Below are 19,498 nucleotides of genomic sequence, written 5' to 3' on the forward strand. Positions count from 1 at the left end.
TGGCGCCGGTTCAGGCACCACAATCACTCGGCACGCGGCTGCTCGGTCATCTCCACCTCATGCTCCTGCCCCACCCGCTTGGGCAACACAACCTGCTGTGGATAAGTCTGCGCGAAATGCACTTCATCGCAGTTATCCACAAGCTTCTTCAAGCGCTGGTTAAACGCACGACTCACCGCATACTGCCCACCCGACACAGTACGGAACTGCGCCGTCAGCACCACGCCGTTGAGGTCCATCTTGTCGACGCCGAACACCTCCAGCGGCCCTTGCAGGTTGTACTTGAGGAACACGTCGTCGCGAATCGACTGGCCGGCCTCGCGGATCAGTTCCACGGCTTTGTCCACATCGGTGTCGTAGGTGAACTGCACCGAGAAGAACGCGTAAGCGAACTGGCGCGACTGGTTGGTGACCGCCTTGATCTGCCCGAACGGCACCGAATGCACGAAGCCCTTGCCATCGCGCAGGCGCAGGGTGCGGATGGTCAGGCCCTCGACGGTGCCGGCATGGCCGGAGTCGAGCACCACCCAGTCGCCGATCGACAAGGTGTCTTCGATGATGATGAACAGGCCGGTGATCACGTCCTGCACCAATTGCTGCGAGCCAAAACCGATGGCTAGGCCGACCACACCGGCCCCCGCCAGCAGCGGCGCGACGTTGATGCCCAGGTTGGCCATGGTGGTGATCGCACAGATCACCACCAGGATGATTTTCACGGCGTTGCGCAACAGCGGCAGGATGGTTTTCACACGGGTACTGGGCTGGCGGCTGGAGCGCTTGTTGACCGGCGGTTTGAGCGCTTCCTGAATCGCTGTATCGAGCACCACCCAGAACAGCCACGTCATCAACAGGATCAGGCCGATGCTGCTGAGGGAATCGCTGATTGCCCGGCCTATTGAGTTGCGCTGGGCAAACTCGAACAACGACACGCCCCAGATACGCCCGAGAATTTCGATAAAGGCGATGGCCATGACGATGCGCAATATCGCGTGCAACAGGCTGAGGAAGCGCTCCTTGTAGGCGCTGCTACGCTGGATCGCCACCTGGCTGCGAGACTTGAACAGGTGTTGCAGCACAGTGCTGAGGAACACCGTGCCGATCAGCAGGATGGTGGTGAACAGGGCACAGCGCAGGGCCTTTTGATTGTCGTCGCCCGCACCGATCAGGTTGATTGCCGATACCAGCACCATCAGCAGAATCGGCCAATACCAGAGCCCGGAAAATACTCGCAATGATTGCTGCAACGCCGGTTGTTTGAGCCGCTGGGCCAGCGGCCGATTGCGGATCAGATGCGCAACCGGACGCCGCAGGCGCACCACCAGCACGCCAAAGATCACCGTCGCAAACAGGCCGGTAAACACCGCGATACTGCTGGTGATATTGCCACCGAGCTGACGGGCGATCTGCGGACTGGTCAGCGCATCGCTGAGGGCGGCCAGGAAGCCAATCAGGAACAGCGGCTTGGGACAATAGCCGCAAATTATCCGCACCGCCGGGCGCTTGTGGCCGACGTTGAACATGACGATGACGCACAACAGCATCGAGGTGGAGAAAATGCCGCTACTGGTGGCGTAGGCAAAACACAGCGCCAGCGCCCGGCCCACGGAGGTGGCTAAAAAGTGGCTGACATACAGCGTCAACGGCAGGCAGATAATGGCCGGGAGGGTATAGGGCACCACATACCCGAGCACCGCCAGCAGGCGCGCGCGGCGCTGGAAAAAACCACGCAGGCCCAGGCGCCGCACGATCAGGCGGCCCAACAGCGTCAACACGGCAAAGGCACCGATCCACACAGCGGACAGCAACAGGAAATCCCCGGCCACGCTCCATGGCGAGCGCGCCGCCGTCTGGTCGACCAAACGCCCGACTTCATTCGCGGCCCGGTCGGCCCGCAGGCGCCACTCGTCGATGAAATTCTGATTGAGGTCCAGCTTCTGTTGCACATCATCGATGCTGGAACTGATGGCCCCGAGCAGGCCGCCCTCCACCAGCAACTCCGGCTTGGCCGGGGCTTCGGGTTCAGGCGCGGTGGCCGCGGCTTGCAGTGCGCCGTTGCCGCACAACAGCAGCGCGCCGAGCAGTAATGCAGTCTTTAGATTCAGCAAAACACCGGGCTCCTTCAGGGGGTCTGTAAGGAACTGACGGGTTTGAGCCGTGATCGTTCCCCTGATTCGCCCGGCCCCTCTCCCACACCCTGGCCTCTACCGCCTGCGCTACCGCCCGCTCTACCGCCTGTAGAAATGTGGAAACTTTCGGCCAAAGATCGTAGTCATCCCAAAACGCGGGGCAATCGACCCTGGATCAACGGGAGTAAGCATGGCGGCGATTCACATCGGCATTTCCGGCTGGCGCTATACGCCCTGGCGGGGCGATTTCTACCCCGAAGGCTTGACCCAGAAACGCGAATTGCAGTTTGCGTCACGCGCCGTCAACGCGATCGAAATCAACGGTTCGTTCTACGCGTTGCAAACCCCCAAGCGCTACGCCGAGTGGTATGCCGACACGCCCGAAGGGTTCATGTTCAGCGTCAAGGCCCCGCGCTATATCACCCATATCCTGCGCCTGCGCGATGTGCACAAGCCCATGGCGAACTTCTTCGCGTCCGGGGTGCTGGAGCTCAAAGACAAGCTTGGGCCGATCCTCTGGCAGTTCCCGCCCAGCTTCAAGTTCGACCCGCCCCTGTTCGAAGCCTTCCTGGCCGAACTGCCCACCACCACCTTGCAGGCCTCCGCCCTCGCCCATCAGCATGAGCCACGCCTGAACGGCAAAGCGAGCATGAAGGCCTACGGCAAGCAGCCGTTGCGCCATGCGGTGGAAATTCGCCACCAGAGCTTTGCGGTGCCTGAGTTTGTGCAGTTGCTGGACAAGTACGGCGTCGCCCTGGTGGTGGCGGACACTGCTGGCAAGTGGCCGTATGTCGAAGACGTCACCGCCAACTTCCTGTACCTGCGCCTGCATGGCGACAAGCAGTTGTACGCCAGTGGCTATACCGACGAAGCCCTCAAGCGCTGGGGCGACCGCATCGAGCGTTGGCGTCACGGCAAACAGCCTGCGGATGCGCATTTGATCGCCCCGCAGCACAAGCCACGCGCGCGCAAACAGCGCGACGTATTCTGCTTTTTCGATAACGACATCAAGGTGCGTGCGCCTTTCGATGCCCGTCAATTGTTACAGCGTTTCGGTCTGGACAAGCACTTGGCGACAGCGCCGGGGCAATTGCCGGAACCTGGAGTGCTGCCATGACACAGCCGGAGTTGATCCCCATCACACCCACTGCCCCCATTACTCGCTTTACCGTGCTGACGGTGAATATCCACAAGGGTTTCACCGCCTTGAATCGGCGTTTCATCCTGCCCGAGTTGCGTGAAGCGGTGCGCAGCGTTGGCGCCGACATGGTGTTCCTGCAGGAAATCCATGGCACCCACGAACAGCATCCGCAGCGCTACAGCGACTGGCCGAAGATGCCGCAGTACGAGTTCCTCGCCGACAGTATCTGGCCGCAGTTCGCCTACGGGCGCAACGCGGTCTATCCCCATGGCGACCACGGCAATGCGCTGCTGTCGAAATTCCAGATCATCCGTCACGACAACCTCGACATCTCCCAGAGCGGCCATGAAAACCGCGGCCTGCTGCATTGCGTTCTGCGCCTGCCGGGCAGCGGGCAGCAAGTGCATGCGATCTGCATCCACCTGGGCCTGCGTGAAGTGCATCGCCAGCAGCAACTGCGCTTGCTGGAGCAGCGCATCAGCGAGATTCCGGCCGACGCGCCGGTGGTGGTCGCCGGCGATTTCAACGACTGGCGCCAGCGTGCCGACCTGAGCCAAAGCGGCCTTGAGGAAGTCTTCGTGCAGACCCAGGGCAAACCTGCACGCACGTTTCCCGCGCGCCTGCCGTTGTTGGCGCTGGACCGCATCTACGTGCGCAATCTGAAGGTGCATAACCCCCGGGTGCTGACCACACGCCCCTGGTCCCATTTGTCTGACCATGTGCCGCTGTCGGTGGAGATTGAGCTATGAACGTTGCTGTAGAACATATCGCCACCGACCAGCCGCCGGATGATGCCAAGGCGCGTGACCTCGATTACGGCTGGCAGAGCGGCAACCGCATCGAGTTGCTGGAAAATGGCGAGGCCTACTTTCCCAAGGTGTTCGAGGCCATGCACGCGGCGCAGCGCGAGATTCTGCTGGAGACGTTTATCCTCTTCGAGGACAAGGTCGGCGTTGAGCTCAAAGGCATCCTGATCGAAGCCGCGCAGCGCGGGGTGAAGGTGGTGGCCAGCCTGGATGGCTTTGGTTGCGGCGAACTGAGCCGCGCATTTTTGCGCGAGCTGGCCGAGGCCGGGGTGGTGGTGCAGATGTTCGATCCGGCCTCGAAGACGCTGGGTATCCGCACCAACTGGTTCCGTCGCCTGCACCGCAAAATCGTGGTGGTGGATGCCAGCGTGGCGTTCATCGGCGGTATCAACTTTTCCGCCGACCATCTGGGTGACTTCGGCCCTGAAGCCAAGCAGGATTATGCGGTGCAAATCGTTGGCCCGGCGGTGGCCGACCTGCACCACTTCGCCCTGGCGCAAAGTGGTCGCCAGGTGCGCACGCGGCGTGGATGGCGGCGGCGCCAGCAACGTCCGACGCCATGGGCAACGTCTGACGAAGACGGCCTGGTACGCCTGATCTATCGCGACAACGTGCAGCATCGCGATGACATCGAAGAAGCCTATATCCACGCGTTGAGCAAAGCCCGTACGCGCGCCGTGATTGCCAACGCGTATTTCTTCCCCGGTTACCGCCTGCTGCGGGAAATCCGCAACGCCGCGCGCCGTGGCGTGCACGTGCAATTGATCATGCAGGGCCAGCCGGATGTGCTGCTCGCCAAGCTGGCGGCGCGCATGCTCTATGACTATCTGCTCAAGGACGGCGTGGTCATTCACGAGTATTGCCAGCGCCCGCTGCACGGCAAGGTGGCCTTGGTGGACGAGGACTGGAGCACCGTCGGTTCAAGCAACCTGGACCCGTTGAGCCTGGCATTGAACCTTGAAGCCAATGTGTTGATCCGCGACCGGGCGTTCAATCAGCAGTTGTACGAAAGCCTGGAAGCGCTCGCCAGGGACCATTGCCAGACCATGCCGGCAAAACGCAAACCGCGCCTGTGGTTGTGGCGCCTGACCGTGGGCTTCCTGGTATTTCATGTGATGCGTCACTTCCCCGCCCTGACCGGCTGGCTGCCGGCACACAAGCCGCGTTTGAAACCTATTGAGAGTCCGGCCCATGACGTCTGAAAAAAGCGGCTCCCGGTTCCAGCGCTGGAAGAAGCCCCTGACCCTTGCGTTCTTCCTGCTGCTGATCGTGCTGTTCACTTTGCTTGCCCGACGCATCGACTGGAGCGAAGTGGTACAGACGTTGAGCGAATTCAAGGTGCGCACCCTGCTGATCGCCGGCGCGCTGACGGTGTGCAGCTTTATTGTGTATGCCTGCTTCGACCTGATCGGTCGCACCTACATTCGCCAGCCCTTGCGCTGGAAGCAGATCCTGCCGGTGGGCATCATCAGCTACGCGTTCAACCTCAACCTGAGCGCGTGGGTGGGCGGCATCGCCATGCGTTATCGGCTGTATTCGCGACTGGGGGTGAGCACCGGCAATATCGCCAAGATCCTGGGGCTGAGCCTGGCAACCAACTGGTTCGGCTATATGGCGTTGGCCGGAGCGGTGTTCAGCAGCGGCCTGGTCACCATGCCGCCGGGCTGGAAAGTCAGCACCACGGCATTGCAAGGCATCGGTGCGCTGTTGGTGCTGGCGAGCCTGGGCTACCTGGTGGCGTGCCAATTTTCGAAAAAGCGCGCGTGGACGATTCGCGGCATGGAAATCAACCTGCCGTCGCTGCGCATGGCGTGTTTGCAGTTGCTGCTGGGCGCGTTGAACTGGTCGCTGATGGCGGCCGTGATTTTCACGCTGTTGCCGGCGAAACTGGATTATCCGCTGGTGCTGGGGGTGCTGCTGATCAGCGCGATTGCCGGAGTGCTCACGCATATTCCTGCCGGGCTCGGCGTGCTGGAAGCGGTGTTTATCGGGCTGCTGCAGCATGAGGCGTCACGCGGCAGTTTGCTGGCGGGATTGATTGCCTATCGGGCGATCTATTTTATCTGCCCGTTGTTGATCGCGCTGGTGATGTATTTGGGGGTGGAGGCGAAGGCCAAGGCGTTGCGGGTGAAGAAAACACCCGCTTAGCGGGTTAGCGCGATTGAATGATGCTCAGCCGTTCACCCACTACCATCTCAGTGATCCAATCCACCAGGATCGAGGTGTACGCCTGCTGCGACACCGGATCGCTCAATGAGTGGTCGGCGCCGTCGATGATGCGGTGGGTCAGCGAATGGGTCTGCTGGCACGCCGCGCGGTAACTCATGATGGTGGCGTGGGGCACGTGGTCGTCGGTTTCCGATTCGACGATCAGTACATCTCCGGTGAATTTCGCGCAGGCATGCAAGGCACGATTGGTTTGAGCATGAACCAGCGTGCTGCGGTAATCCATCAGGTCGGCTTTATCCAGCTCACGCTTGGGCTTGAGCCACTCCTGGTCCCGGTACAGCGCAGGCACCCGCAACGCCAGCCAGCGCACCGGGCGCAATGAGGTGAGGATCGCCGCCAAGTAGCCGCCATAGCTGGTGCCCACCACCGCTACCGCCGAGGTGTCGATCGCCGGGTGGGCCAGCAGCCGGTCGTAGGCGGCCAACAGGTCGCGCAGGTTGTCTTCACGGGTCACGCGGGACAGCGGGATACCGGTGCCGGCATGGCCGCGAAGGTCGAAGGTCAAACACACGCAACCGAGCCCAGCAATGCCCTTGGCCCGTTCCAGGTCGCGTTCCTGGCTACCGCCCCAGCCGTGCACGAACAACACGCCCGGCACTTTGGATTTAGGGCTCAGGAAGGTCCCGCTCATCTGTTCGTCGTCTATATCGATCGCAATGCTCTCGCTTCTAGCCGTCATAAGAATCTACCGTCACATATTTGAGGAGAAAGTCGCTGTTTTCAGCGGGACCTCGGTACACCTCGATGGCACCCGCCGGCAGTGTCTGATCCACGTAGGTTTCCACCGAAGACACCTGAATCGCGCGCAGGCCGGGATGGTTGATGAAACTCTGCAGCGCTGCGACCTCCGCGCTGCTGGCCCCGCCCATGCGCCAGGATTGCTCCAGCACGCCACTACGGCGTTGACCTTCGCTGTCCAGGCCCTGAGCGATGTCGTAGTTGCGCCGCGAGGCGTAAAAGCCGGGGTAGGCTTCATCGGCAGCCCTGTCGAAGACCTGCGCTTGCCTGACGGCTTCACGTACATCGTCAGGCAGATCCAGCCTGAGCAGGTCATCATAGTTGCCGGGCACCGCCAGCAGCTTGGAACCGCCATAGACCTCTTCGCCCAGCCCGTCCCGGGTCAGGTATTGCTCGCCGCAGTAGCTGAACAGGTGATCACCAATAAAGCTCTGGCCCACACTGTGAGTGACTACGTCCTGCAGGTCTTGTTCCAGCACCACCCCATCGTTGAACATTGCGGCGGCTTCGGGACGCGCCAGCAGGGCATCGAATTCGTCGAGGCTGCGGATAACCTGTTGCCCGCGCCCCGCGCAGGCGTGCACGGGCTTCAAGCGAATCGGCCCGCTGTAGAGCAAGCGGGTAGCGGCGGGCCGTGCATCTTCCAGCGCAAAGACGCTCAAGCCATCGAGGACGACATCGCGCACCCGCTCACAAAACAGCGGCGACCAGCCTTGCGGCGCCTTGGCTTGCGGGCTTGACAGGCCATGAGTGATGGCTTTGGTACAAATGAACGCGTGCTCGACATACCCCCCCCACAGGTCTTGCGGGCCTTTGATGTCGAGCGCTTGTGCCTGAGCGGCCCCCACCAGCGTTTGTGTGGGCAGCAGGTACAGATCGCGGCCGGCGTGCTTGAGCGGATCGTAGCTGCCGCCGAATTTGAGCCCCAGTATCTGCGCCAGCCAGCGCGCCAGGGCGCGATTGGTCTGGACTTCATGTTGCGGTGCGCCCTCTCGTGTTGAGTGAGCGACCACCCACTTTTTACGTGAAATCGGGGTCATGCGTCCCCCTGGACATCCGGCCATGTGTGTAGGGCAAGCGTAGCAGGGATCAGGCCAAGGTCGTGTTGAGGAGCAGCGCTTGATATTCAGTCAGTTGCCGCAAACGCGATAGCACTTAGCCTGCGCCATTCTGCACGACGCTGCGCCGGGCACGCGGCGTTCTGCACGATTCACACACCGAAGCGGTTGCGGTAGTCACTGGGGGTCAGGCCGGTGATTTTCTTGAAGGTGGCGCGAAAGGCGCTGGGGTCCTGGTAGCCCACCGTCCAGGCGATGTGGTCGATGGTGCCGTTGGTGAACTCCAGCATTTGTCGCGCCTTGCCCACGCGCAGGTGCTGACAGTACTCGGTAGGTTTCAAACCGGTGGCGCTGCGAAAGCGGCGCAGCAAGGTACGTTCTTCAAGGCCCGCCTCTTGTGCCATGGCCGCGATGGACACCTCCACCGCGCCGCTGGCTTGCAGCCAATGCTGAACCTTGAGAATGGCAGCGTCACCATGCCCGAGGATCGGTGCGAAGTTGCTGCCGCATTGGCTGGCGCTGTCACTGTGTTCAATCACCAGAAAACGCGCGGTATCAGCGGCGATGCTCGGCCCCAGCAAACGCTCGACCAGGCGCAGCCCCAACTCGGACCAGGCCATCAGCCCGGCGGTGGTGATCAGGTCGCCGTCATCGACGATGGGTTTATCCGCTTCCAGGCGCACGGCCGGAAAGCGAATGGCGAAGCTGTCGGCGGACGACCAGTGGGCGGTGGCGCTACGCCCATCCAGCAGGCCGCTGCGCGCGAGCATGATCGACCCGATGCACACGCCCGCGAGCACAGTGCCCGCCGCGTGCTGCTGGCGCAGCCATTCGAGCAACGCCGGGGGCGTGTGTTCTTCGCTGAATTCGCCCACCGAGGGAGGCACTAGCACGGCAGCCAAAGGGTGGTCGGGGCCAGGCTGAGTGTCGAACCCCCGCACAGGCTTGCCCTGGGTATCCACCTGCCAATGGCTGACGCGCAACGTCGGCAACTGCGGCGATTGGTGCTCGGCGGCAATGCGATTGGCGACGCCAAACAAATCGGTCAAGCCATGCACGGCGGCCAACTGCGCGCCCTGGTAGATCACTATGCCCAGTTCAACCACGGCCATTGTCAGTTTTCCCCCCGTTATTGTCGGTGCAGCCAATGTCCGGCGTCGGCGCCAGCTAAGATACTGGGCCCATCTACCCATCAGGAGGCAACCCACATGGCCAAGCAAGCACTCATCCTAATCGATATCCAGAACGACTACTTCCCCCAGGGCAAGTGGCCGCTTGACGGTGTTGAAGCCGCCGCGGATAAAGCTGCGCAGGTGCTGCAGGCCTTTCGTCAGGCCGGGGATGCCGTGATTCATGTGCGTCATGAGTTCGCAGGCGATGACGCGCCGTTCTTCACAGCGGGATCCGAAGGTGCGCGTTTGCATGCCAAGGTGCTGAACCAGGGCAATGAGCCGGTGGTGCTCAAGCACTTTGTGAATGCATTTCGCCAGACCAATCTGCGCGAATTGCTTGAACAGCGCAGCATTACCGACGTGGTCGTGGTCGGCAGCATGAGCCATATGTGCATCGACGCCGTGGTGCGGGCGGCGGCAGACCTGGGCTACAAGGTCACGGTGATTCATGACGCATGCGCTACCCGCGACCAGGAGTTCAATGGGCAGGTGATTCCCGCCGCGCAGGTGCATGGCGCGTACATGGCTTCGCTGGCCTTCGGGTATGCGGGGGTGGTGTCGACAGAAGAATATTTGCAGGCCCAAGCGGCGGCTTGACCGCCGCTCGGCGCGGTCAGCGAGTGGCTATGATGAACAGACGCGGGAATGGCAGCAGCACCGTGCCATCGACCAGGGCTGGATAGGCCTGGGCAATCCGTGCCTGGTACTCCTGCAGAAAAGCGGCTTTTTCGTCATCGTTCAGGGGTGCCAGGAAGGGCCGCAGCGCTGAAGCCTTGAACCACTCCACCACTGCCGCGTGGTCCGCCAACGGATGGTGGTAGGTGGTACGCCAGACATCAACGGTGCTGCAATGCCGGTTCAGCAGTTCGAAGTAATAGCTCGCCGAATGCCGCTCGTTATGCCTGACCGCGCCGATCTTCGCGGCCCATGGGCCCTCGGCCGCAACTTCACGGGCGAGCCGGTGGGCAGGCTCGTCGAGGTTGTCCGGCGTCTGTACCGCCAGCGTGCCACTGGGTGTCAGTTGGTTGACCAAGTGCGGATAGAGCGTGGCGTGGTCAGGCAACCATTGCAGGGAAGCATTGGCGAGAATCACGTCAAACCGCTGCGCCGGACGCCAGGCGCCGATATCCGCCAGTTCGAAGCTCAAGGCCGGCAGGCGCTTGCGGGCGTCACGCAGCATGTCATCGGAGCTGTCCATGCCGGTAATGTGAGCGTGTGGAAAGCGTTCGGCCAACACTTGGGTGGAATTGCCGGGGCCACACCCTAAATCGACGGCCGTGCCCACATCGGTATTGGGAATCGCGGCCACCAGATCGCGGACGGGGCGGGTGCGCTGCTGCTCGAACATCGTGTACTGCTTGGCGGACCAGGTCATCGGGGTTTCTCCTTCTCTTGGTGGTTAAGCATCGCCCATAAAAAAACCCCGAAGCCAGGGCTATCGGGGTTTTTTTTGGGTTCTGGGGTTTTAAACCCTAGAACGGAATATCGTCATCAAAGCTGTCGAAATCCGGAGCCGGCTGCGGGGCGGCCTGTTGTGGCGCGGGACGCGACTCACGCTGAGGCTGCTGGCTTGGCTGCGGACGCGATTGCTGTGGACGTGGTGCCGAGTTGGACATGCCGCCCTGGCCCTGTTGGTCGCCCTGTGGACGGCCGCCCAGCAATTGCATGGTGCCTTGCATGTCGACCACGATTTCAGTGGTGTAACGCTTGATGCCGTCTTTTTCCCACTCGCGGGTTTGCAGTTTGCCTTCGATGTAGACCTGCGAACCTTTGCGCAGGTACTCACCGGCGATCTCGGCCACTTTGCCGAACATCGACACGCGGTGCCATTCGGTTTTCTCGACCTTCTGGCCAGTCTGCTTGTCGGTCCACTGTTCGCTGGTCGCCAGACTCAGGTTGGTCACGGCGTTACCGTTAGGCAGGTAGCGAACTTCGGGATCCTGGCCGCATGTACCGACCAATATGACTTTGTTAACCCCACGGGCCATAACGTTCTCCTAGGCTGGGCGCGCTGTCGGCACTGGGTTGACCAGGTGCTCGAGCGTCGCGCGATCCAATAATTCGGTGTCCAATTTGATGTAAATCGCAGCTTCTTCTGCGACCACTACTGCGTCCGTTACTCCAACGACGGCCTTCAGGCGCTCGGCCAAGCCAGCTTCGCGCATCGCTTCAGGCGATAACGGCAGGCGTAGGCTCGTCACATACGGAGGTTCGCGCATGGTAACAGCAAAGACCAGCCAAAGTGCAGCCAGCCCGGCGCATCCGAGGAACACAACCGACAAACCGCCATGCTGGAACATCCAGCCGCCCATGATTCCGCCCAGCGCCGAACCGAGGAACTGGCTGGTGGAATAAACGCCCATTGCCGTGCCCTTGCCGCCAGCCGGTGAAACTTTGCTGATCAGCGACGGCAATGACGCCTCCAGCAGGTTGAACGCGGTGAAGAACACCACCGTGCCGACCACCAGCGCCCGCAAGCTGTCGCCGAACTGCCAGAAGAATAGTTCAGTGAGCATCAATGTCGCGACGGCGCCGAGCAGAACTCGTTTCATTTTGCGTTTCTTCTCGCCGTAGATGATGAACGGAATCATGGCGAAGAACGAAATCAACAGTGCGGTAAGGTAGACCCACCAGTGCTGCTCCTTGGGCAAACCGGCTTTCTGCACCAGCGCCAGGGGCAAGGCGACGAAGCTGCACATCAGCATTGCGTGCAACACGAAGATACCTAAATCCAGGCGCAGCAGGTCCGGATGCTTGAGCGTCGGCAACAGCGCCTTGCGCGCGACGCCGGACTCACGGTGCTGCAGCGTGCCGGTCGAGCGCGGCACCATGAAGGCCACGATCACGATCCCGAACAACGCCATGCCGCCGGTGGCCAGGAACAACCCGTGCAGGCCGAAAGCGCGAGTCAGCAGCGGGCCGACCACCATCGCCACGGCAAACGACAAACCAATGGTCATGCCGATCATGGCCATGGCCTTGGTGCGATGTTGTTCGCGGGTAAGGTCCGACAGCAAGGCCATCACCGCAGCGGAAATCGCCCCGGCGCCTTGCAGGATCCGTCCGGCGATCACGCCCCAGATCGAATCGGACTGCGCCGCGAGCACACTGCCGAGGGCGAACACGATCAACCCCAGGTAAATCACCGGGCGACGGCCAATACGGTCGGAAATGATGCCGAAGGGTATCTGGAAGATCGCCTGGGTCAGGCCATAGGCGCCAATCGCCAGGCCGATCAATGCGGGGGTCGCGCCTGCGAGATCCATTCCATAGGTCGCCAGCACCGGCAACACCATAAACATGCCCAGCATACGGAAGGCGAACACCAGGGCCAGACCGCTTGCCGCTCGGGTCTCGCCGCTACTCATGCGTTCGCTGTGGGGATCGTGCATGGAAAAACCTCGTGTGAACCGGCGGCGATTCTACCAGTCCCATCGATTGAGAGGGTATATGCGGCGCTTTGCCGCGCAGCTTTCATGTAAGGCTGCAAGCGGCCTTTTGACAGTGTATATTCATCCAGTCTTTAGCCGTATACTCCGGCATTATTTACGCCCGCCGTGCGAGGCCATCTTGGACAAGATCCTGATTCGTGGGGCTAGAACCCACAACCTGAAGAACATCGACCTGACCCTGCCCCGGGACAAACTGATCGTCATCACCGGCCTGTCCGGTTCGGGCAAATCGTCCCTGGCGTTCGACACGCTGTATGCCGAAGGCCAGCGGCGCTATGTGGAATCGCTGTCGGCCTATGCCCGGCAGTTCCTGTCCATGATGGAAAAGCCCGACGTCGACACCATCGAAGGTTTGTCGCCGGCCATTTCCATCGAGCAGAAATCGACGTCCCATAACCCACGCTCCACCGTGGGCACCATTACCGAAATCTACGATTACCTGCGTCTGCTGTATGCACGCGTGGGTATTCCGCGCTGCCCGGACCACGATATTCCGTTGGAAGCCCAGACAGTCAGCCAGATGGTTGACCTGGTGCTGACCCAGCCGGAAGGCGCCAAGCTGATGCTGCTGGCGCCCGTCATCCGCGAGCGCAAGGGTGAACATCTGTCGGTCTTTGAAGAGTTGCGGGCGCAAGGTTTCGTGCGCGCTCGCATCAACGGCAAGCTTTATGAGCTGGATGAAGCGCCGAAGCTCGACAAGCAGAAGAAGCATTCCATCGACGTGGTGGTTGACCGTTTCAAGGTGCGTGCCGATCTGCAGCAACGTCTGGCGGAATCCTTCGAGACCGCGTTGAAGCTGGCCGACGGTATTGCCCTGGTCGCGCCGATGGACGATGAGCCGGGCGAAGAGATCATCTTCTCCGCACGCTTTGCCTGCCCGATCTGCGGCCATGCCATCAGCGAGCTGGAACCCAAGCTGTTTTCCTTCAACAACCCGGCCGGCGCCTGCCCGACCTGTGACGGCCTGGGCGTCAAGCAGTTCTTCGACATCAAGCGCCTGGTCAATGGCGACCTGACGCTGGCGGAGGGGGCGATTCGTGGCTGGGACAGGCGCAACGTCTACTACTTCCAGATGCTGGGGTCGTTGGCGTCGCACTACAAGTTCAGCCTCGAAGTGCCGTTCAACCAACTGCCGGCGGACCAGCAGAAGGTCATCCTCAACGGCAGCGGCTCGCAGAACGTCGACTTCAAGTATCTGAACGACCGTGGTGACATCGTCAAGCGTTCCCACCCGTTCGAAGGCATCGTGCCGAACCTTGAGCGCCGTTACCGCGAGACGGAATCGGCCAGTGTGCGTGAAGAACTGGCGAAATTCCTCAGCACCCAACCTTGCCCTGATTGCCGTGGCACTCGCCTGCGCCGTGAAGCGCGGCATGTGTGGGTTGGCGAGAAGACATTGCCGGCGGTGACCAACCTGCCAATCGGCGATGCCTGTGAGTACTTTGGTGTGCTCAAGCTGACCGGCCGTCGTGGGGAGATTGCCGACAAGATCCTCAAGGAAATCCGCGAGCGTTTGCAGTTCCTGGTCAACGTTGGCCTGGACTATCTGTCCCTGGACCGCAGCGCCGATACCCTGTCGGGCGGCGAGGCCCAGCGGATTCGCCTGGCCAGCCAGATCGGCGCGGGACTGGTGGGCGTGTTGTACATCCTCGATGAGCCATCAATCGGCTTGCATCAACGCGACAACGATCGCCTGCTGGGTACGCTGAAACACCTGCGGGATATCGGCAACACGGTGATTGTGGTCGAGCACGACGAGGACGCCATTCGCCTCGCGGATTACGTCGTCGATATCGGCCCGGGAGCTGGCGTACATGGCGGGCATATTGTTGCCGAAGGCACGCCTGCCGAGGTGATGGCTCACCCGGACTCCCTGACCGGTAAATACCTGTCTGGCCGGGTAAAAATCCAGGTGCCGGCCAAGCGCACGCCGCGCAACAAGAAGATGGCGTTGCACCTCAAGGGCGCTCGTGGCAACAACTTGCGCAATGTGGATCTGGAAATACCCCTGGGCCTGCTGACCTGTGTGACCGGGGTGTCCGGCTCGGGCAAGTCGACGCTGATCAACAACACGTTGTTCCCCCTCAGTGCTACCGCCCTGAACGGCGCCACCACCCTGGAAGCAGCGGGCCACGACAGCATCAAGGGCCTGGAGCATCTGGACAAGGTGGTCGACATCGACCAGAGCCCGATTGGCCGTACGCCGCGGTCCAACCCTGCGACTTACACCGGGCTGTTCACGCCGATTCGCGAGTTGTTCGCCGGTGTTCCGGAGTCCCGCTCACGCGGTTACGGGCCGGGCCGGTTCTCGTTCAACGTCAAGGGCGGCCGCTGTGAAGCCTGCCAGGGCGACGGCTTGATCAAGGTCGAGATGCACTTCCTGCCGGATATCTATGTGCCGTGCGACGTGTGCAAGAGCAAGCGCTATAACCGCGAAACCCTGGAAATCAAATACAAGGGCAAGAACATCCACGAAACCCTGGAGATGACCATCGAGGAAGCTCGGGTGTTCTTCGATGCGGTTCCGGCGTTGGCGCGCAAGCTGCAGACGTTGATGGATGTAGGCTTGTCTTATATCAAGCTGGGGCAGTCGGCGACCACGCTGTCGGGTGGTGAAGCGCAGCGGGTTAAACTGTCGCGTGAGTTGTCCAAACGGGATACGGGCAAAACCCTGTATATCCTTGATGAGCCAACCACTGGCCTGCACTTTGCCGATATTCAGCAACTGCTGGACGTACTGCATCGCTTGCGCGACCACGGTAATACAGTGGTGGTGATTGAACACAACCTGGATGTGATCAAGACCGCCGACTGGTTGGTCGACCTGGGACCGGAAGGCGGCTCCAAGGGCGGGCAGATCATTGCGGTCGGTACGCCGGAGCAAGTCGCCGAGATGTCGCAATCCCATACTGGCTACTACCTGAAGCCGCTGCTGGAGCGCGACCGGGCCTGATTTATCGGGCCCGATAAAAAGCCCCTGTCACCTCATCGGCGGCAGGGGCTTTTTCGTAGCCGGAATCAGAACTGCGATTGCAGGTAGTTTTCCAGGCCAATCAGCTTGATCAGACCCAACTGCTTTTCCAGCCAGTAGGTGTGATCTTCTTCGGTGTCATTCAATTGCACCCGCAGGATCTCGCGAGTGACATAGTCGTTGTGCTGCTCGCACAGCTCAATGCCCTTGCAGAGAGCGGCACGGACCTTATATTCGAGACGAAGGTCGGCAGCGAGCATTTCCGGCACTGTGGTGCCCACATCCAAGTCGTCGGGACGCATGCGCGGCGTGCCTTCGAGCATGAGGATACGACGCATCAGTGCGTCAGCGTGCTGCGCCTCTTCTTCCATCTCATGGTTAATACGTTCATAGAGCTCGGTAAAGCCCCAGTCTTCGTACATACGCGAATGGATGAAATATTGGTCACGAGCTGCCAGTTCGCCCGTCAGCAACGTGTTGAGGTAATCGATTACGTCGGGGTGACCTTGCATCGCCCTACATCTCCCTGCTTGAAAGTCTGTAGTTTGAACCATGCTGACCTGAAGGTCACGGGATCAACGGCAGAAAAGCGAAGATTTCCGGAGAAAAGTAGCTGAAATAACGCAAAAACCGCCCAAATGAGGGCGGTTCTGCTTATCGTTTAGAGTCAGTTAAGCGATACACCCAGTGCATTTGCGATTGCTTCTCCATAAGCGGGATCCGCTTTATAGAAATGCTGCAACTGACGCTGGACCACATCACTGGAAACACCGCCCATCGCGCCGGCAATGTTGCTGGTCAGCAGCGCTTTTTGCTCGTCATTCATCAAGCGGAACAGTGCACCGGCGTGGCTGTAGTAATCCGTGTCTTCGCGATGATCATAACGATCAGCTGCACCGCTCAAGGCCAGTGCAGGCTCAGCGTACTGTGGCGCCTGCTTTGGCGCATCCGCGTAGCTGTTTGGCTCATAGTTCGGCGCAGCGCCACCATTACTGCCAAAGGCCATCGAACCGTCACGCTGGTAGCTGTTGACCGGGTTCCGTGGAGCATTCACCGGCAGTTGCTGATGATTGGTGCCAACACGGTACCGGTGAGCATCTGCGTAGGCAAAGACTCGACCTTGCAGCATGCGGTCCGGCGACAGGCCAACGCCTGGAACCATGTTGCTTGGGCCGAAAGCGGCCTGCTCCACTTCGGCGAAATAGTTCTGCGGGTTGCGGTTGAGTTCCAGCTCGCCCACCTCGATCAGTGGGAATTCTTTTTGCGACCAGGTCTTGGTTACGTCAAACGGGTTTTCGTAGTGAGCGTTCGCTTGAGCCTCGGTCATGATCTGGATGCAAACGCGCCATTTCGGGAAATCACCACGCTCGATGGCGCCGAACAGATCGCGCTGGGCATAGTCTGGATCGGTACCCGCCAGGCGCGCGGCCTCAGCTGGCGCCAGGTTCTTGATGCCTTGCTGGGTCTTGTAGTGCCATTTCACCCAGTGACGCTCGCCTTTGGCATTGATCAGGCTGTAGGTGTGACTGCCGAAGCCGTGCATGTGGCGATAGCCATCGGGGATGCCACGGTCCGAGAACAGGATGGTGACCTGGTGCAGCGCCTCTGGGGAATGCGACCAGAAGTCCCACATCATCTGTGCGCTTTTCAGGTTGCTTTGCGGCAAGCGCTTTTGGGTGTGGATGAAATCCGGAAACTTCAGCGGATCACGGATGAAGAACACAGGCGTATTGTTGCCAACGATGTCCCAGTTGCCTTCCTCGGTGTAGAACTTCAAGGCGAAGCCGCGTGGGTCGCGCTCAGTGTCAGCGGAACCACGCTCACCTCCTACAGTGGAGAACCGCAGGAAGGTCGGGGTTTGCTTACCCACTGACTCGAACAGCTTGGCGCTGGTGTAGTGAGTAATGTCCTGGGTGACTGTGAACGTACCGTAGGCGCCCGAACCTTTGGCGTGTACACGGCGCTCTGGAATATTCTCACGATTGAAGTGAGCGAGCTTCTCGATCAGGTGAAAGTCGTCGAGCAGCAGCGGGCCACGAGGACCGGCGGAACGGGAATTCTGATTATCCGCAACGGGAGCGCCGCTGGCGGTGGTAAGGATTTTATTCTGGCTCATGCGCAATCTTCCTCAGGTGAGACTTGAAACTGCCGGCTAATCGGCTTGGTGGAAGTATTAATCAACAGCATGACACCCACAAATTTATTAAATTGCAGGCTTCAATAGAAAATTACTACCAAACAAGCCGGCGTCCATCATGCCCACCGTCGCCTCGGGAAACTTGTACCTATCGCGCTTTTATGACGCGCACAAAAAACCGGGCACTAGGCCCGGTTCTTCGTTGCAGACTGTCGTCTTACTCGGCGCTTACAGCTTCGCCGGCAGTAGCACGATCAACCAACTCGACGTACGCCATAGGCGCGTTGTCGCCAGTGCGGAAGCCGCACTTGAGGATGCGCAGGTAGCCACCCTCACGGGTAGCGTAACGCTTGCCCAGGTCGTTGAAGAGCTTACCAACGATAGCTTTCGAACGAGTACGGTCGAAAGCCAGACGGCGGTTAGCCAGGCTGTCTGTCTTGGCCAAAGTGATCAGCGGCTCAGCAACGCGACGCAGTTCTTTAGCTTTCGGCAGTGTAGTTTTGATCAGCTCGTGCTCGAACAGCGACACCGCCATGTTTTGGAACATGGCCTTGCGGTGCGAGCTGGTACGGCTCAGGTGACGACCACTTTTACGATGACGCATGGTTCATTCCTTACCAAACTCACGTTCGGTGATTACGACGATCAGGCAGTCGCCTTGTCGTCCTTCTTAAGACTTGCAGGCGGCCAGTTGTCGAGGCGCATGCCGAGGGACAGACCGCGGGAGGCCAGAACGTCCTTGATTTCAGTCAAGGATTTCTTGCCCAGGTTCGGAGTCTTCAACAGTTCTACTTCGGTACGCTGAATCAGGTCACCGATGTAGTAAATGTTTTCCGCCTTAAGGCAGTTAGCCGAACGTACAGTCAGTTCCAGATCGTCAACCGGGCGAAGCAGGATCGGATCGATCTCGTCTTCCTGCTCGATTACCACTGGTTCGCTGTCACCTTTGAGGTCGACGAACGCAGCCAACTGCTGTTGCAGAATGGTTGCAGCGCGGCGGATAGCCTCTTCAGGATCCAGAGTACCGTTGGTTTCCAGATCAATAACCAGCTTGTCCAGGTTAGTACGCTGCTCGACACGGGCGTTTTCCACCACGTATGCGATACGGCGAACCGGGCTGAACGAAGAGTCAAGCTGCAAGCGACCAATGCTGCGGCTTTCGTCTTCATCGCTCTGACGCGAGTCGGCCGGTTCATAACCACGACCACGAGCTACAGTGAGCTTCATGTTCAGGGCGCCGTTAGACGCCAGGTTAGCGATTACGTGATCGGGATTAACGATCTCGACATCATGATCCAGCTGAATATCGGCAGCGGTAACCACCCCCGAACCCTTCTTCGACAAGGTCAGCGTAACTTCGTCACGGCCGTGCAGCTTGATAGCCAGACCTTTAAGGTTCAACAGGATTTCAATTACGTCTTCCTGTACACCTTCGATGGCGCTGTACTCGTGGAGCACACCGTCAATCTCGGCCTCGACTACTGCACAGCCGGGCATTGAGGACAACAGGATGCGGCGCAGCGCGTTGCCCAGGGTGTGGCCAAAACCACGCTCGAGAGGCTCGAGAGTAATTTTAGCGCGGGTTGGACTGACAACCTGCACATCAATGTGGCGGGGTGTCAGGAACTCATTTACCGAAATCTGCATGGATGCACCTATTTTCTAGCC

At 60.2% G+C, this 19,498-nt stretch carries 17 protein-coding genes; 6 read left to right on the forward strand and 11 right to left on the reverse strand.

Annotated features, from left to right (window positions below):
• Positions 1-23: 23 nt before the first annotated feature.
• The gene (locus CIB54_RS20140) at positions 24-2,105 is read right to left on the reverse strand and encodes a mechanosensitive ion channel family protein (protein WP_101220764.1); all 2,082 of its coding nucleotides are present in this window, start codon (positions 2,103-2,105) and stop codon (positions 24-26) included.
• Positions 2,106-2,316: 211 nt separating this feature from the next.
• Between CIB54_RS20140 and CIB54_RS20145 the strand changes: the two genes are divergently transcribed.
• The 4 genes from CIB54_RS20145 to CIB54_RS20160 are packed head-to-tail and all read left to right on the forward strand — an operon-like array spanning position 2,317 to position 6,221.
• Positions 2,317-3,243, forward strand: coding sequence for a DUF72 domain-containing protein (locus CIB54_RS20145; protein WP_101220765.1), 927 nt, complete (start codon positions 2,317-2,319; stop codon positions 3,241-3,243).
• Positions 3,240-4,016 (forward strand): endonuclease/exonuclease/phosphatase family protein, encoded by a 777-nt coding sequence (locus CIB54_RS20150; protein ID WP_065949082.1) that lies wholly within the window; start codon positions 3,240-3,242, stop codon positions 4,014-4,016. Before CIB54_RS20145 ends, CIB54_RS20150 begins: the two co-directional genes overlap by 4 nt.
• A complete protein-coding gene (clsB, locus tag CIB54_RS20155) occupies positions 4,013-5,275 on the forward strand; it encodes a cardiolipin synthase ClsB (RefSeq protein WP_101220766.1) in 1,263 nt (420 codons plus the stop codon). The genes CIB54_RS20150 and clsB overlap by 4 nt, the downstream gene beginning before the upstream one ends.
• A complete protein-coding gene (locus tag CIB54_RS20160; protein WP_101220767.1) occupies positions 5,265-6,221 on the forward strand; it encodes a lysylphosphatidylglycerol synthase domain-containing protein in 957 nt (318 codons plus the stop codon). The genes clsB and CIB54_RS20160 overlap by 11 nt, the downstream gene beginning before the upstream one ends.
• A gap of 4 nt (positions 6,222-6,225) precedes the next feature.
• Here the strand turns inward: CIB54_RS20160 and CIB54_RS20165 are convergent, their stop codons facing one another.
• From CIB54_RS20165 to CIB54_RS20175, 3 genes are all read right to left on the reverse strand, one after another.
• Positions 6,226-6,981, reverse strand: coding sequence for an alpha/beta hydrolase family protein (locus CIB54_RS20165; protein ID WP_101220768.1), 756 nt, complete (start codon positions 6,979-6,981; stop codon positions 6,226-6,228).
• Positions 6,971-8,080 (reverse strand): DUF3182 family protein, encoded by a 1,110-nt coding sequence (locus CIB54_RS20170; protein ID WP_101220769.1) that lies wholly within the window; start codon positions 8,078-8,080, stop codon positions 6,971-6,973. Before CIB54_RS20170 ends, CIB54_RS20165 begins: the two co-directional genes overlap by 11 nt.
• A 170-nt stretch (positions 8,081-8,250) precedes the next feature.
• Complete coding sequence (locus CIB54_RS20175) at positions 8,251-9,210, reverse strand: GlxA family transcriptional regulator (RefSeq protein WP_101220770.1); 960 nt, start codon at positions 9,208-9,210, stop codon at positions 8,251-8,253.
• Between the two features lie 96 nt (positions 9,211-9,306).
• Between CIB54_RS20175 and CIB54_RS20180 the strand changes: the two genes are divergently transcribed.
• Entirely contained in the window at positions 9,307-9,867 is a 561-nt protein-coding gene (locus CIB54_RS20180) for a cysteine hydrolase family protein (protein ID WP_101220771.1), read from the forward strand.
• A 16-nt stretch (positions 9,868-9,883) separates the two neighbouring features.
• Here the strand turns inward: CIB54_RS20180 and tam are convergent, their stop codons facing one another.
• The 3 genes from tam to CIB54_RS20195 all read right to left on the reverse strand — a co-directional run bounded on the left by tam (position 9,884) and on the right by CIB54_RS20195 (position 12,662).
• Complete coding sequence (gene tam, locus CIB54_RS20185; RefSeq protein ID WP_101220772.1) at positions 9,884-10,645, reverse strand: trans-aconitate 2-methyltransferase; 762 nt, start codon at positions 10,643-10,645, stop codon at positions 9,884-9,886.
• Between the two features lie 97 nt (positions 10,646-10,742).
• Complete coding sequence (locus CIB54_RS20190; protein ID WP_003232445.1) at positions 10,743-11,258, reverse strand: single-stranded DNA-binding protein; 516 nt, start codon at positions 11,256-11,258, stop codon at positions 10,743-10,745.
• A 9-nt stretch (positions 11,259-11,267) separates the two neighbouring features.
• On the reverse strand, positions 11,268-12,662 hold the full coding sequence (locus tag CIB54_RS20195) for an MFS transporter (RefSeq protein WP_101220773.1): 1,395 nt from the start codon (positions 12,660-12,662) through the stop codon (positions 11,268-11,270).
• Between the two features lie 178 nt (positions 12,663-12,840).
• Here CIB54_RS20195 and uvrA point away from each other — a divergent pair, with 178 nt between their 5' ends.
• On the forward strand, positions 12,841-15,675 hold the full coding sequence (uvrA, locus tag CIB54_RS20200) for an excinuclease ABC subunit UvrA (RefSeq protein WP_101220774.1): 2,835 nt from the start codon (positions 12,841-12,843) through the stop codon (positions 15,673-15,675).
• 65 nt (positions 15,676-15,740) lie between these two features.
• Here uvrA and bfr read toward each other — a convergent pair whose 3' ends face one another.
• From bfr to CIB54_RS20220, 4 genes are all read right to left on the reverse strand, one after another.
• Positions 15,741-16,205, reverse strand: a complete 465-nt coding sequence (gene bfr, locus CIB54_RS20205; RefSeq protein WP_065930320.1) for a bacterioferritin — start codon at positions 16,203-16,205, stop codon at positions 15,741-15,743.
• A 155-nt stretch (positions 16,206-16,360) separates the two neighbouring features.
• The gene (locus CIB54_RS20210; RefSeq protein WP_065949091.1) at positions 16,361-17,809 is read right to left on the reverse strand and encodes a catalase; all 1,449 of its coding nucleotides are present in this window, start codon (positions 17,807-17,809) and stop codon (positions 16,361-16,363) included.
• A gap of 238 nt (positions 17,810-18,047) precedes the next feature.
• Positions 18,048-18,434, reverse strand: coding sequence for a 50S ribosomal protein L17 (rplQ, locus tag CIB54_RS20215; protein WP_007918448.1), 387 nt, complete (start codon positions 18,432-18,434; stop codon positions 18,048-18,050).
• A gap of 41 nt (positions 18,435-18,475) precedes the next feature.
• Complete coding sequence (locus CIB54_RS20220; protein ID WP_003176403.1) at positions 18,476-19,477, reverse strand: DNA-directed RNA polymerase subunit alpha; 1,002 nt, start codon at positions 19,475-19,477, stop codon at positions 18,476-18,478.
• Between the last annotated feature and the right edge of the window lie 21 nt (positions 19,478-19,498).

The organism is Pseudomonas fluorescens (assembly GCF_002837185.1).
Lineage (GTDB): Bacteria > Pseudomonadota > Gammaproteobacteria > Pseudomonadales > Pseudomonadaceae > Aquipseudomonas > Aquipseudomonas fluorescens_AM.

Excerpts from the sequence above, each read along its gene's own strand:
- CIB54_RS20145 (WP_101220765.1), top strand. The coding sequence starts at position 2,317 with ATGGCGGCGATTCACATCGGCATTTCCGGCTGGCGCTATACGCCCTGG.
- CIB54_RS20150 (WP_065949082.1), top strand. The coding sequence starts at position 3,240 with ATGACACAGCCGGAGTTGATCCCCATCACACCCACTGCCCCCATTACT.
- clsB (WP_101220766.1), top strand. The coding sequence starts at position 4,013 with ATGAACGTTGCTGTAGAACATATCGCCACCGACCAGCCGCCGGATGAT.
- CIB54_RS20160 (WP_101220767.1), top strand. The coding sequence starts at position 5,265 with ATGACGTCTGAAAAAAGCGGCTCCCGGTTCCAGCGCTGGAAGAAGCCC.
- CIB54_RS20165 (WP_101220768.1), bottom strand. The coding sequence starts at position 6,981 with ATGACGGCTAGAAGCGAGAGCATTGCGATCGATATAGACGACGAACAG.
- CIB54_RS20170 (WP_101220769.1), bottom strand. The coding sequence starts at position 8,080 with ATGACCCCGATTTCACGTAAAAAGTGGGTGGTCGCTCACTCAACACGA.
- CIB54_RS20175 (WP_101220770.1), bottom strand. The coding sequence starts at position 9,210 with ATGGCCGTGGTTGAACTGGGCATAGTGATCTACCAGGGCGCGCAGTTG.
- CIB54_RS20180 (WP_101220771.1), top strand. The coding sequence starts at position 9,307 with ATGGCCAAGCAAGCACTCATCCTAATCGATATCCAGAACGACTACTTC.
- tam (WP_101220772.1), bottom strand. The coding sequence starts at position 10,645 with ATGACCTGGTCCGCCAAGCAGTACACGATGTTCGAGCAGCAGCGCACC.
- CIB54_RS20190 (WP_003232445.1), bottom strand. The coding sequence starts at position 11,258 with ATGGCCCGTGGGGTTAACAAAGTCATATTGGTCGGTACATGCGGCCAG.
- CIB54_RS20195 (WP_101220773.1), bottom strand. The coding sequence starts at position 12,662 with ATGCACGATCCCCACAGCGAACGCATGAGTAGCGGCGAGACCCGAGCG.
- bfr (WP_065930320.1), bottom strand. The coding sequence starts at position 16,205 with ATGCAAGGTCACCCCGACGTAATCGATTACCTCAACACGTTGCTGACG.
- CIB54_RS20210 (WP_065949091.1), bottom strand. The coding sequence starts at position 17,809 with ATGAGCCAGAATAAAATCCTTACCACCGCCAGCGGCGCTCCCGTTGCG.
- rplQ (WP_007918448.1), bottom strand. The coding sequence starts at position 18,434 with ATGCGTCATCGTAAAAGTGGTCGTCACCTGAGCCGTACCAGCTCGCAC.
- CIB54_RS20220 (WP_003176403.1), bottom strand. The coding sequence starts at position 19,477 with ATGCAGATTTCGGTAAATGAGTTCCTGACACCCCGCCACATTGATGTG.